A 13,049-nucleotide genomic window follows, 5' to 3' on the forward strand; every position below is an offset into this window, starting at 1 on the left:
GATGAGTTTAAATCAAAGTCTGAAGATATAAAAGATAGTCTTTCAAAAGTGGAACAAAACATAGAAGAAATCTGTAATATGACTACTTTTTCAGGGGAAACTGCAGATCAAGCCAAATTATATTTTAGAGACCTTCATCTTACTGTCTTAACAACATTTGATGGAGTCTTTACGGATTTATATGAGAATTTGAACAAACATATTGAGACCTTCCAATCAAGAGTAGATGAAAGTAGTAGCACCATTATAGAAAGTAATTATGTTAGAGATACAATGGAAGATGTCAGTGAGGACTATGAAGCTTTACAAACACACCGTGATTCAGTAAGTAGCACTATTAGCAGTATCTCAGATATTAGCAGTGCAACCACTCCTTCTTTCGTTGCAATCAATAATGATAAATATTCGGTCATTAATGTAGGAGATAATTTACAAGAAGATTTAGATTCGTTTACAACGACAGGTAGAAGTAGCAACTCGCAAACAGAAGAGTTATTAAAGGAAATCAAAAATACGCTGAATAATGCTGGAGCTGTGAGTGGAAAAGCTCGGTTTACGGATTATAAAGGAGACTCTAGAAATGCGGGATTAGCAGTTCTAAAAGGTTACAATGAAGGTATTGCGAATTCAGGGGAAGTAGATCTAGATTCTATTCGATATATGTCGATGTATGAGATTGAACAGTTAAAAGAATCAGCTTTAAAGGGGATGGATGAAACAGAACGGGCAATCTTAAATAATGCCTTTAATGATTTAAAAAATGGTAAACTTCCACGAGATAAATTTTATAATATTCTATCTGTACTAAAATCTTCAAAAAATATCACCAATAATGAAAAACTGAAAGAAGAAGTTTCTGATGAAGATACACAAAATTTAATTGAATATCTAAACGATAACAGCGAGAAGATTGAGAGGAATTTTAAGATTAATTTAGCTTCTTCAACGTTTGAACAACTAGGGATTAGTGTAGTGAAAAATGGACAGAAAATAACTTTTGAAAGAGGAATTAAAGGTCCTTCTGGCTCAAAGTCGTTTGTAATGATGGATGAGAATACAGCAAAACGAGCAAGTGCTTATTCAGATATTGGTTCAAAGATAACTAAATTTGGAAAGACAATAGGTGGAATAGCGGCATTCGGTGGTTTTAGTATTGGTATGTATGATGATATTTTCGTTAAGAATAAGACAGCTGGAGAAGCAATTGCACATAATGTTACATCGTTAGCAGTTGGTGCCGGAGTAACGTTAATAACAGGTGCGTTGATTAGCAATCCAGGTGGTTGGGCAATTCTTGGAGCTGCAGCTTTAGGGACAGCTGCTGGAACATTCTTCAATTTTGCATATGATACTAACTTATTAGGATTACAAGATGGACTGGACTATGTAGGAAGTAAAATAGATAAAGCTAAAGAAGCTTTTGATAATTCATTAGAAAGAGCTGGAGAGGCTATTCAAAGTGGATTTGATGCTATGAATCCAATGAATTGGGGGTGGTAATTATGAACGGTGATTTACATTATCTGTATAAAAACATACGGTACAAACTTATTCATGTGAATGGGGAGTTATTCATTTTAGATTCGGAAAGGCCGAGAGGCAGTATTATATTTCCTTTTATTCACTGGATATTACCACAAAAAGCTTTCAAAGTAACAGATAAAAAGGTGATAGAAAAGTTGACAGACTCACATGATCAAAATTCTAATGATAAATACCCGTATCTTTTGATTGCCGGAATCTCAATATTGTTAGCCAACTTGATTAGACCTGTTATAAGTTATTTTGGTAATCAATTTTCGTTGTTAATAAGCTTATTATTTTTAGTCTCAAGCTTTTTAATGGTTTTGTTTTTTAGGTTATATTTAAACAAACGTAATGAAAAAAAATTAGATAATTTAATTAAGGGAGAATTAAAGGAGCATACAATGTGGATAAGACCTCAATCCTTTAAACGATTAGTTGTACCTATAGTTTTTTATTTAATGTGTTTAATTTTTATATTACTTTCTTCACTGGGTTTTGTATACTCGGGAAATACAATAGTCCTATTATGTTTTATTGTATTTGCGTTTTTTTTGTTAATAGTTAATTGGTATACGGTCGAAACGGGAAATATTACTGTGAAATTTATACAATAGTCTTCTATAACGTCAAATCATTTACCGAAATCTGGTTTCTACCAGGTACAGGAAAAACTTTAAAAAGGAGTTTTATAGCAGTTAGTACAGGAGTTGAAAAGTAAAAAGACATATTTGAAAAGGTTGGACGGTTGGAATTGGCATGGCGCAACTTTGGCTTTTAACTATGCTTATGATAACAATGTTCTGAGGCTTAAAGATGGCTTAGATACTGTAAGGTCAAAGATTGTTCAAATTAGGTAACGAGCTTTTGGAGTCTGCTAAAAGCCATTAGTAAGAGGTTATATGCAATAAACCCAATGAGTTGGGATGGTAATTTTTATGAAGTGTGAAGTGCAACGTGTCTATAAGAATCCAAGATTTCGAATATTAAAGATTGATGAAGAGACCTATATCTTAGATATGGGCAAGTCAATTTGGAAAACACTATTCCCTTTTCTAACTTGGATAGTACCAAATACAATCTATAAAGTGGATGGGGAAGAAATTAATAGTAAGATGAAGTACTTAGAGAGAGAGAAGTCAAACGATAAAAGTCTTGCAATACTAGGAACTGGGATAGGAATTTTTTTAGCCAATTTATTAAGACCACTTACAGAGTATTTTAATATTCAGAGCACTATGTTAGTGAACAGTGTGATTGCGACTTTTATGATGTTATTAATAGTGTTAATACGTGTTTATATAGGCAAAAAGTACAAAAAAAAGTTTTATGAAAAGGTTACTTCAAATTTATTATTAAAGAAACGTATTTTTATAAGGCCAAGAACATTTAAACATGTTATACAAAGTTTATTTATTTATTTATTTATTTTACTTTTTTTTCTTTCCACGTTGGTATTATTTATTACAGACGGTAATATGATGTTAATAATTGTGGCAACTTTTTTCTTTTTTACTTTAACTGTCGTTAATGCAACCACAATATTAGATGGTCCAACTCCAGTAAGATTTAGATAATTACTTAAAATATAAACGGGGAGGAATAAGTATGTTACCAATAGGTTCAATTGTATATCTGAATGAAGGAACAAGTAAATTAATGGTTTTAAATAGAGGCCCGATAATTGAAGTAGAGGGTGAAAACCAAATGTTTGATTATTCTGGGTGTTTATATCCACAGGGATTAGTTCCAGACAACGTCTTTTATTTTAATCATGAGAATATAGATCAAGTTGTGTTTGAGGGATTTGAAGATGAGGAAGAAGAAAGATTTCAGAAGTTGTTTAACGATTGGAAGATAGAAAATAAGTCTAGTTATGTAGAGGGGAAAGTAAACGGACCGCTTGATAAGGTTTGAAAATAAAGAAAGATTGATGGAGATCAAATATGGTATCTAGAGCAGAGCTGTATAGGAATCTTGTTAGTTTACCGAAGATATATTTATGAAGTTAACAGAATTTAATATTGACTTAAGAAATTTTTTGTTTTGGCACTAGAACAACGTACTTAACTTAAGGAAGTAATTAAAGCAGATCCAAAAGCAGGTATTCCCAATGATTTTAGTGTGTTTCCACATGATATTGTTTATAACAAAGATGGCAGTACTTCTATACTTTTCTTTGGTGTGAATCGATTACGCGCACCTATTCAAAGTATCTATTTTGAATTAACTTTAGGGAATCAAAATGGAGACTATATTTTCGAAGGAATGCCAGTCACACTAGATGAGGAATATATGGGTATTATAGAGAAAGACAGTGCTGTTCGTTTCTTATAAGATATTTATCCGGAAGATGAAGATATATTTACGAAATTAACGGAAGAGAATATTCACTTCAGATTAGATAACTATGATTAGGAACTAGATGAATAGGAGGAAGGGCAAAGAAGCAGATGATCTTGTTTCTTTGCCTTCTTTTAGGTGTGCTGTTAAGTGTAGGGGGTTATACATTAGTAGATGAACTATAAAGCGAGAAGCAGATGTAAATTAATTCAAGAAGCGATGATATTTTCTTTCATCATGATCATATAAAAAGAAGTTATCTTGAAAGGTTTTGAATTGAAAGGTGAATTAATTTTGCACCATACATTTATGGAAGTGTCGAGGGAGTGAACCAATGAAGAATTTTTTATTGTATCCATTCCGGGTTGCTATACAAGAAATAAAAAAAGATAAAGAACGGATTAAAATTTCAAAACAATCAGGCTCAAATTTGGATTTATATCCATTTATTAAGATGTCATATATGTTTCTATTAATAATTTCTATTATGTATATTGCTATTCTATATTTAATAATCGGCGGTATTTTTGTTTATCCACTTGCTTTTATTGCTCTAATTCCTACAGGATTAACTACCTGGATATTTACTCTTATCTATACAAAAGTTTTTCCTAAAACAAAAGAGAATTATTTAAAAAGGACGGGGTTTTATAATAATAACTAAATCTGTAATTACAAGGTGAAAAATCAGGTGAAGCTAATCCCCAAAAGCAAATGGAGAAAGTAGAATTCAAAATATCTGAGATGGAAAATATAGTATTTCCTTTTTTTTCATTGAGTTAGTTTATATGGTTAATGCTAAAAGGTTAGTAGATATATTTATGAAGAAATAGCACGAATTGGAGTTGATGATTTATGGAATGTGAAGTCCAAAGAATAAAAAATAATCCAAGATTTAGAATTCTGAAGATCGAAGGAAACACCTACACTTTGGACATGAACCAGTCAATATGGAAGATATTATTTCCGTTTTTAACATGGCTCACACCTAACTCGATTTATCAAATTGAAGAAGAAATTGAGGGAAAATTATCTGTCTTACAGAATGAACCAACTGATAAAAAAATCGGTACCATTACATTAGGGTTCTTATCAGTAGCTATTGCAAACAACTTTTTAAGTCCTTTGACAGATTATTTGGAACTAGAGAGTACGTTGATGTTTAATATTATTCTTTCAGTTGTGGTGATCGCTTTAGTATTGTTACTACGGTTCTATTTTAGCAATAGAAATAAACAAAAGCTTTATCGTGTCTTTAACCAAGACAAATTATCAAAAAGGTGTATTTGGATAAGACCAACGTCATTTAAGCATTTTTTGCAAAGTTTTTTTTATTACATTGTTAGTCTGGGAATAAGTGTTTTATTTTTTATAGTATTTATTCAGGAAGGACATTTGGTACCTTTAATCTGTGCTACTACATTTTTCATAGCTGTATCTTTAGCGAATGGAACGACAGTATTAGAACCTAGTACCAATGTGAAATTTGACGGAGATTTCATGTTACAAGATTAAATGATAGTAAAATAGAAGATGTGAATAATAACAATGTTAAGGAGCCACTGATGAAATCTAAAAATACACTATATTTTTATAACTCTTTAATAAACAGCATTTTCATCATGTTTATCAGTCTTACTTTTGTTGTATTTGGATCTATGATTTGTTGGGCAGCTTTTAAATATGTAGATCTTTTTTTAGGTTTAATAGGTCTGTTTCTGGTAGGATTATTTATTTTTTTACTTTATCGGATTATAAAAATATTAAAGGAATCGAAACCACTTCTTATTTTAAGCGACGAAGAATTAATTCTTAATTCGCGATCAAAGAAACCAATTGCAGTCAAATGGGTAGATATTAAAGAATATGAAATTCAAGAAGTAAATTTATATAGATATATCAATATAAATTAATATGATGAAGAAAAATACCTTGCTCGTATGTATGATAACACGAAACTTTTAAGTAAAGTAAATAAATCAATGAAGTCTCATCCATTCACTATTGTCTGGGGACAAGTGAAACGAAAAGATAGAGATATATTGGTAGACGAATTAGATCGACGTGCTTTTGAAGAAGAAGAAATTGCAGTGTCTGGAGAAAGATTATACAAGTATCATGATGAGAGCAAAAAACTGTCTGATCAACTAGCTGCATATCATGAAGAAAGAAAAGAGTATAGTCAAGTCAATCGTAAATACTTCTTAAAAAAGTATGGTCAGAGTGCACTTTGGGCGCTTGGTTTGACTATCTTATTTTCCTTCGATAAGGATGGATGTTCTTGGATGTACCTTTCAATAATATCCTTCTTTATTTATCCTTTTGCAAAAGTTATTTACGATGTAATATTCGGGTTTAGATACGAATTTAAAATAAAAAAACAATCATTTGCTACTATTTATGTATACCAATCTAAATATTTCATTCAATTCTTTGTTTATATTTTTAGTTTGTTGCTCGCTCCTTTTGGTATCCTATATTTGTTAATTAGGGCAGTTTATCTATGGATAAAACGAAGAAAAATCAATCATAAAAAGGATGATTCAGTTGAAATTAATTCCTATTTACACGGAAAATAAAAGGGCACACAAATATACCATTTATGTTGATATACATACCAACTATACTTATAGAATTGATCATAGTAATGATATGAACAAAACGGGTTACTGGATTAGTTTTTTCGCAATTCTAGCAATTATGAGAAGCTTGCAAGAAATTAGCTATACATTTTCCAGTATGGGAAAGACAATAGTAGTAATTGCCATTATTTTAGTAGGTATTATTTTAGGGAGTTTAGTCTATAAGAAAATGATACCTAAAGAAATAAGAGAAATATATCTAACTCAAACCATGATAGAAGATTATATTCAGAGAGGAAGAAAATTGATTAAGCAAGATATCTGGATCGCGGTTATTTCCTTGATAATCTTCCTATTTTTAATCTTCTTATTTTTATTTACTTCTTCTTTCGTTTTATTAACCTTTGCTCAATTTTCATTCATATTATTTATAGCTTTTATGCAAAGACTTCCTAAAGAAAGATTTGCCTTGTATAAGAAAAGTTCTCAACTAACCGACCAGAATGATTAAGAATACGAGGCATTAAAAATCCATTTGAAAACCAAATGGTATTTTTTTGTATTAAATTAGTACCAGATACTAAGATTAAGTGTTAAAATAGGATCAAACATAAAAATGAGGTGAAGAGTGATGACAAATTCCAAAGCTCGAATTACGGCAATAGGTTCATATGTACCAGAACGAAAATTGACCAACCATGATTTAGAGAAGATCGTTGACACAAGTGATGAGTGGATTATGAAGCGTACAGGTATGAAAGAACGAAGAATTGCCCACGAAGAAGAATTCACGAGTGATATCAGCTATAACGCTGTACTAAACTTAATGGAGCGATACAATAAATCTGTTGATGACGTTGATTTGATCATAGTTTGCACTTTTACTCCTGATTTCAAAACGCCTAGTGTTGCTTCTTACCTTCAGGCAAAACTAGGGATCAAAAATACCGGTACCATTGATTTAAACGCAGCCTGTGCAGGTTTCACATATGGACTACATCTAGCAAATGGATTGATAACATCAGGTTTGAATAAAAAAATACTTGTCGTTGGTGCAGAAACTTTATCAAAGATAACGGATTATACAGATAGAACGACTTGCGTTCTTTTTGGTGATGGTGGAGGTGCGGTGCTCGTAGAATATGATGAAGAACAACCAAGTTTTATTTCAGCACATATGGGATCTGAAGGTGAAAGTGGACAGCATTTATATTGCACCGATCAAGCGAACCAAATGCATCATCAAAAATTAATCGATAACGGTTTGATCGTACAAAACGGTAGAGAGGTTTATAAATGGGCCGTTAAAACAGTTCCAAAAGGTATGCAAGCTGTAACAGAAAAGGCCTCGATGCAATTAGCTGAATTAGACTGGTTTGTTCCCCACAGTGCTAATTTAAGAATGATTGAGGCTATTTGCGAAAAAAGCCAGTTTCCAATTGAACGGACATTATACAGTTTAGTTGATTATGGAAATACCTCTTCCGCTACTATACCGTTGTCTTTAGATATTGGAGTACAAAATGAAAAATTAAATAATGGCGATAAAGTCTTATTATATGGTTTTGGCGGAGGCTTAACATATGCTGGGTTGCTGATAGAGTGGACACTGTAGGACCACGTGTATGGATATTTCATTAATTAGACATGGCAAATCGGAATTCACAACTAATCGTCGGTTAACGGCTGAAGAATTTAATGATTGGGTGAGCAGTTATGATAATAGTGGCGTTTTGAAAGAGGATTTCTATCCTTTGGAGACACTGAAGAAAGTACGGACAGCCAATTTGATCTTGACAAGTGATTTACAAAGGTCGATTCAGTCTGCAAAGTTATTGCACCCCAGCCTTGACTTTGTACCCAATCGAATTTTTCGTGAAACAGAATTGCCTAGCTCCTCTCTGAGAGGGGTAAAGTTACCCTCAAGTATCTGGGCATTTTTACTAAGGTGTTTGTGGTTTTTCGGAAATGCAAAAGGTTGTGAGTCGATAACTCATGCAAAAAAGAGAGCCCAAAAAGCTGCACAATTATTAATAGAATATGCTGAAATATATGATTCTGTTGCCTTGATTGGGCATGGCTTTTTTAATATGTTGATTGCAAAAGAACTATTAAAGATGGGCTGGAGAGGTAAAAGAAAAACAAGTAGCAAACATTGGCATTGTACTACGTATTATCATGAAGAATAGTAATAAATAGCCAAGGATTTAATGACATCCTTGGCTACCGTATTATTTTTTTACAATCGGAATCCAAATTTCACTAACTTCATCTTTGCTGCTCAGGATTTCGGGTGCTCCACTGTGTTCATAATTGGAAGAAGGAAACCACTCACTATAAATACGCTCCCAAGCGGCTTGAACGTCTTCCCAACCACCCTTAACTTTAAATACAGCCCATGTTTGTTCTGCAATATCCAGGCTGTCATATGAAGAAGATGAATTTTTAGAGGTCGCCACACCGAAATAATAGTCAATTTCCTCCTCGGAGTAATTAGTTAGTACATGAAGTATCCCTGTTGGTTCAAGGTTAGATAGTTTCTTTAATTCTTCTAATGTGTCTTCTGATGCATGTTCCCAAAGTTTATTTATTTCTGGGTCTACGTCGTTTTCTAATACTTTCATTCTCTTTCTTGTTCCAATGATGGAAAAATCATCCTTTTGAACGATACGTACATTCATTTCATTCACTCCTCTAACAGTTAGTTGGAAGGTCAACTGTGGATAGGCCTTTAAAGAATGAGCTTGATCTCTCATATCTGAAGGCATTAGACCGTGAACTTGATGAAAAGCCTTAGCAAATGAATTTGGTGTGGCGTATCCATATTTTAATGCAACGTCAATAATTTTCGTTTGTTCTCCTTTTAACTCAAGTGCTGCCAAAGTCATACGTCGCCTGCGAATGTATTCGGATAGTGGTATCCCTGCTAAAAAAGAAAACATCCTTTTAAAGTGGTACTCTGAGCATTGAGCTATCTGGGCAACCTTTTTATAGTTGATTGAGGTCGTCAAGTGAGCTTCAATATAGGCTATCGCTTCATTCATTTGTCTTAAAGAATTCATTGTTGTAACCTCCCATTAATTAATAGAGTAGCAAAATAAAAAACCATGTTCCTCACAATCTGTGCACCATTTTGTGAGTTTGGGTTAATGGCTCCTTTTTTCTAAAATAACAAGTTATAATAAAAAAGAGGTGATCAATCATGGCAAAAGATAGATTCAAAGTAATTGTGGCAGTGCATATTTTTCTATTAAAAGCTGATCATATTCTGTTACTCAGACGATATAACACAGGTTATGAAGATGGCAACTACAGTGTCTTAGCTGGTCATGTCGATGGAGGAGAAGATGTGATTACTGCTGCTCAAAGAGAAGCATTAGAAGAGGCTGGCATTACTATCTCCAAAAAAGACTTGAACATTGTTGGAGTTATGCATCGTAGGGCAGAAGAGGAGCGGATTGATTTCTTTTTGACAGCTGAGAAGTGGACAGGAGATATTATTAATAAAGAGCCTGACAAATGTGATGAGTTAGCATGGTATCCACTCAACAATCTGCCTGAAAATATCATTCCTTATGTTCAACAAGCAATTGAAAATTATCAAGATGGTAAGCCATTTGATTTGTACGGGTGGACTGATTTTTTGTAGAAAAAGCGACAAATCATAACGTTCACCTGATAACCTGAAAATCTAAATGGCTACTTCCATATGAATTATCCCAGGGAGAAAGGGTTTTATCCAAGCAACAGGTAGTTCCCTTCCTTGGACAAGTGCACCGCTTTCTGGGACATCAGCGCTTCCCTTCCAAGGTCCAACTTATTTGTTCTTCTTAGTAACACCTACTTCCATAAAGATTAACAGGTGACCTCGGTTTTCCCAGTGAAATGCAATCATTCGTAAAATCCCCACTGATGGAAGTCACGCTTTATATTTTTCAGCATGATAGCCTAAATTTTAATAATTGTTCCATCATTCCGTTTTTCTCATTGTTATCTAATCCGTCAAAAATACTCGATATCGCTTCTTTTTGTTTCATAACATCTAGTCATTTATCTTGAGTTCGAGATAATTAAATGCTTGGATGATAAAGTTCAATTACGGAAACAGTATTCTTATTTTAATATTACATTGACAATCATAGTAATATGATTTATATTGTATTTGTGGATGACAGAGACACCATCCAAAAATAATATACAAGGAGAATGCCATTATGGTTGAAACGAAGGAGAAACTGATAGCAGTTCGAAATCTTCAGAAGTCGTATAAAGGCCATAAAGTATTAAAAAATATCAATCTTTCTGTAGAGAAGGGAAGTGTTTTTGCTTTATTGGATTCCAATGGTGCGGGAAAAACAACGACCATTAAAATACTTTCAACGCTTCTTAATGCAGATAGTGGTTCGGCTGTAATCAATGGATTTAATGTAATGAAGGAGCCGGAACAAGTTCGTGGAGTGATCAGTTTGACAGGTCAATATGCCGCGGTAGATGAGGGATTAACAGGTAGGGAGAACATCCGCATGATTGGAAAACTTCGTCATTTGCCACAAGCAATTAAAAAGTCTGATGAGTTACTTGATGCTGCTGATAGGCGGTTCTTGAAGCTATACGAAGCTTGTTGCTGAGTGAACCTGTCGGTAACAATGTTTGGATTTCGTTACTATGGTTATTTGGATTGTTGATTGTCACCTATATAGCTTCTGTTCAGGTTTTTAAAAGAAAAACATCCTAATCTCGTTATGTAATACCTCCTTGGGGAAGTTTATAACAGCTATAACAATACAATGAAGGTCAAAGTAATGTATGATGGTATATAGGAGGTGCATCGTTCATGAAAAATAAAGCTTCCTCTGATTTGCTTAGAGGACATGCAGATACAATTATTTTGAACTTACTAATGAGTGGAGATAAATATGGATATGAAATAACGAAATTAATAGCAGCATATTCAGATGGAGAGTATGAGCTGAAAGAGGCCACCATGTATTCAAGTCTGAAGCGTCTGGAGAAGGATGGCAGTATCGTATCCTATTGGGGAGATGAGACCCAAGGTGGCAGACGTAAATATTACAAGGTTACGGAAAAAGGAAAAGTTAATTATTACGAAAATAAAAGAAACTGGGAAGCAGCCAAACGGATTTTAGATCAATTATTAGCGAAAGGTGGAAATGAAAATTGATGAATAAAATAGAAAGATATGTTGACGGCATATTGTTGCCTTATGAAAATACCCATTCTGTTGGGGAGTTGAAGGAAGAGTTACACAACAATTTACAGGAAAAATTAAATGACTTCATAGAACAAGGATATGACGAAGATACCGCTTTTAAAATGACGGTTAACTCGATTGGGGATGTTGCTGAATTGGTGGAAGAATTTTCAGAAGCTGCAGAAGAGGAGCAGGTAGAACAAAAGAAAATGGATTTTACAAAAATGGACCTTGTAAACTCAGACTTTAAAGAAGTTAATCTACAAGGATCTGAGTTTAGTAAAAGTGATATAAGAGGTTCAGATTTTACAGGAGCAGACTTATCAAATACTAAGTTTGATACTTGTGATCTAAGAAATGTTATTTTTGACGCTGCCAATCTTTCTGGAGCTAGTTTATCGAAGACAGATCTATCAAAAACAAGTTTTCAAAAGACAGTTTTAGATGATACAGACTTAAGCTATTCTAATTTATCTGGTGTTAATTTCGAAAATCAAACATTTAATGGTACGAGTTTTTACCTAAGTGCACTTAAAGGCGTAAACTTTAAAAATGCTGTGTTTAGAAATGTATCTTTTAAATATGCATACTATTGCCATAAAGCAAATTTCGACGGAGCAACAATGGATAAAGTAACTTATGCCACATTGAATAGAACGAAAGCAGATTTAACGAATGTTACAGTGATTTAAAACATATTTGAGCCTATCCGGGCTCTTTTTTTGCGCTAAATTTCGCAAATAACACTAGTATTCAATTTCATATTCTGGTAAAATGTTTTCAATTTACCAATTGGGGGGATAGACATGTTTGTACGTAAAATATACGAGAATTTGTCTCTAAAACTAATTGACCAAAGAGATGCAGAAACGATATTTGATCTAACCGAAAATTCAAGGGACTATTTACGAGAGTGGCTACCTTGGGTTGATGTAACAGTAAAAGTAGAAGATACGAGGGAGTTCATTCAATCCAGTTTGAAAGGTTTTGCTGATAATAAGAGTCTTACTACAGTCATTTTATATCATGGGGAGATTGTCGGGGTTGCTGGTTTTAATAGTATTGATTGGTCCAATAAAATCGCATATATCGGTTATTGGCTAGGGGCTGAGTATCAAGGAAACGGAATCATGACAAGGGTTGCTAAAACGCTAACAGATTATGCTTTTATGGAACTAAAACTTAACAAAGTTGAGATTAGAGCGGCCATCAATAATCAAAAAAGTAGAGATATACCTAAACGACTTGGCTTTGTGGAAGAAGGACGTATTAGAAGTGTTGAGTGGTTATATGATCACTATACGGACCATGTTATTTATGGAACATTAGCGGAAGAATGGCTCAAATAGTATAGCAATAAATAATAGAATATAAGAAGTCGTTTGGCG

Annotated in this window: 18 protein-coding genes; 17 read left to right on the plus strand and 1 reads right to left on the minus strand. The window is 33.4% G+C overall.

What is annotated here, in order from left to right; genetic code table 11:
- The 12 genes from J5J03_RS17840 to J5J03_RS17895 form a co-directional block, all read left to right on the plus strand.
- Positions 1–1,500, plus strand: a 1,500-nt coding sequence (locus J5J03_RS17840; protein ID WP_231710820.1) for a T7SS effector LXG polymorphic toxin, incomplete at its 5' end; no start/stop codon positions are given.
- Positions 1,501–1,502: 2 nt separating this feature from the next.
- The gene (locus J5J03_RS17845) at positions 1,503–2,141 is read left to right on the plus strand and encodes a DUF443 family protein (RefSeq protein ID WP_208591435.1); all 639 of its coding nucleotides are present in this window, start codon (positions 1,503–1,505) and stop codon (positions 2,139–2,141) included.
- Between the two features lie 321 nt (positions 2,142–2,462).
- Positions 2,463–3,101, plus strand: coding sequence for a DUF443 family protein (locus tag J5J03_RS17850; protein ID WP_208591436.1), 639 nt, complete (start codon positions 2,463–2,465; stop codon positions 3,099–3,101).
- 31 nt (positions 3,102–3,132) lie between these two features.
- A complete protein-coding gene (locus J5J03_RS17855) occupies positions 3,133–3,441 on the plus strand; it encodes a DUF4176 domain-containing protein (RefSeq protein WP_208591437.1) in 309 nt (102 codons plus the stop codon).
- A gap of 207 nt (positions 3,442–3,648) precedes the next feature.
- The gene (locus tag J5J03_RS17860; RefSeq protein WP_208591438.1) at positions 3,649–3,861 is read left to right on the plus strand and encodes a hypothetical protein; all 213 of its coding nucleotides are present in this window, start codon (positions 3,649–3,651) and stop codon (positions 3,859–3,861) included.
- A gap of 340 nt (positions 3,862–4,201) precedes the next feature.
- Complete coding sequence (locus J5J03_RS17865; RefSeq protein ID WP_208591439.1) at positions 4,202–4,531, plus strand: hypothetical protein; 330 nt, start codon at positions 4,202–4,204, stop codon at positions 4,529–4,531.
- 191 nt (positions 4,532–4,722) lie between these two features.
- Positions 4,723–5,382 (plus strand): DUF443 family protein, encoded by a 660-nt coding sequence (locus J5J03_RS17870; protein WP_208591440.1) that lies wholly within the window; start codon positions 4,723–4,725, stop codon positions 5,380–5,382.
- A 50-nt stretch (positions 5,383–5,432) separates the two neighbouring features.
- Positions 5,433–5,780, plus strand: a complete 348-nt coding sequence (locus J5J03_RS17875; RefSeq protein WP_208591441.1) for an STM3941 family protein — start codon at positions 5,433–5,435, stop codon at positions 5,778–5,780.
- Positions 5,781–5,849: 69 nt separating this feature from the next.
- Positions 5,850–6,446 carry a hypothetical protein gene (locus tag J5J03_RS17880; RefSeq protein ID WP_208591442.1) on the plus strand — a complete coding sequence of 199 codons (597 nt, stop codon included), beginning with the start codon at positions 5,850–5,852 and terminating at the stop codon, positions 6,444–6,446.
- Positions 6,415–6,960: a hypothetical protein gene (locus J5J03_RS17885; RefSeq protein ID WP_208591443.1), complete on the plus strand. Its 546-nt coding sequence runs from the start codon at positions 6,415–6,417 to the stop codon at positions 6,958–6,960. The genes J5J03_RS17880 and J5J03_RS17885 overlap by 32 nt, the downstream gene beginning before the upstream one ends.
- Positions 6,961–7,080: 120 nt before the next feature.
- Positions 7,081–8,064, plus strand: coding sequence for a ketoacyl-ACP synthase III (locus J5J03_RS17890; protein WP_208591444.1), 984 nt, complete (start codon positions 7,081–7,083; stop codon positions 8,062–8,064).
- Between the two features lie 10 nt (positions 8,065–8,074).
- Entirely contained in the window at positions 8,075–8,638 is a 564-nt protein-coding gene (locus J5J03_RS17895) for a histidine phosphatase family protein (RefSeq protein ID WP_208591446.1), read from the plus strand.
- 42 nt (positions 8,639–8,680) lie between these two features.
- Here the strand turns inward: J5J03_RS17895 and J5J03_RS17900 are convergent, their stop codons facing one another.
- Complete coding sequence (locus J5J03_RS17900) at positions 8,681–9,511, minus strand: AraC family transcriptional regulator (protein ID WP_208591449.1); 831 nt, start codon at positions 9,509–9,511, stop codon at positions 8,681–8,683.
- 140 nt (positions 9,512–9,651) lie between these two features.
- On the opposite strand from J5J03_RS17900, the gene J5J03_RS17905 reads away from it, so the two are divergent.
- The 5 genes from J5J03_RS17905 to J5J03_RS17925 all read left to right on the plus strand — a co-directional run bounded on the left by J5J03_RS17905 (position 9,652) and on the right by J5J03_RS17925 (position 13,010).
- Positions 9,652–10,098 (plus strand): NUDIX hydrolase, encoded by a 447-nt coding sequence (locus tag J5J03_RS17905; RefSeq protein ID WP_208591451.1) that lies wholly within the window; start codon positions 9,652–9,654, stop codon positions 10,096–10,098.
- A 565-nt stretch (positions 10,099–10,663) separates the two neighbouring features.
- Positions 10,664–11,077: an ATP-binding cassette domain-containing protein gene (locus tag J5J03_RS17910; RefSeq protein WP_331460523.1), complete on the plus strand. Its 414-nt coding sequence runs from the start codon at positions 10,664–10,666 to the stop codon at positions 11,075–11,077.
- A 206-nt stretch (positions 11,078–11,283) separates the two neighbouring features.
- Positions 11,284–11,631 carry a PadR family transcriptional regulator gene (locus tag J5J03_RS17915; RefSeq protein ID WP_208591453.1) on the plus strand — a complete coding sequence of 116 codons (348 nt, stop codon included), beginning with the start codon at positions 11,284–11,286 and terminating at the stop codon, positions 11,629–11,631.
- Complete coding sequence (locus tag J5J03_RS17920) at positions 11,631–12,353, plus strand: pentapeptide repeat-containing protein (protein ID WP_231710825.1); 723 nt, start codon at positions 11,631–11,633, stop codon at positions 12,351–12,353. Before J5J03_RS17915 ends, J5J03_RS17920 begins: the two co-directional genes overlap by 1 nt.
- A 114-nt stretch (positions 12,354–12,467) precedes the next feature.
- Complete coding sequence (locus J5J03_RS17925) at positions 12,468–13,010, plus strand: GNAT family N-acetyltransferase (protein WP_208591457.1); 543 nt, start codon at positions 12,468–12,470, stop codon at positions 13,008–13,010.
- Positions 13,011–13,049 lie beyond the last annotated feature (39 nt).

The organism is Gracilibacillus suaedae (assembly GCF_017599345.1).
Taxonomy (GTDB): Bacteria; Bacillota; Bacilli; order Bacillales; family Amphibacillaceae; genus Gracilibacillus; species Gracilibacillus suaedae.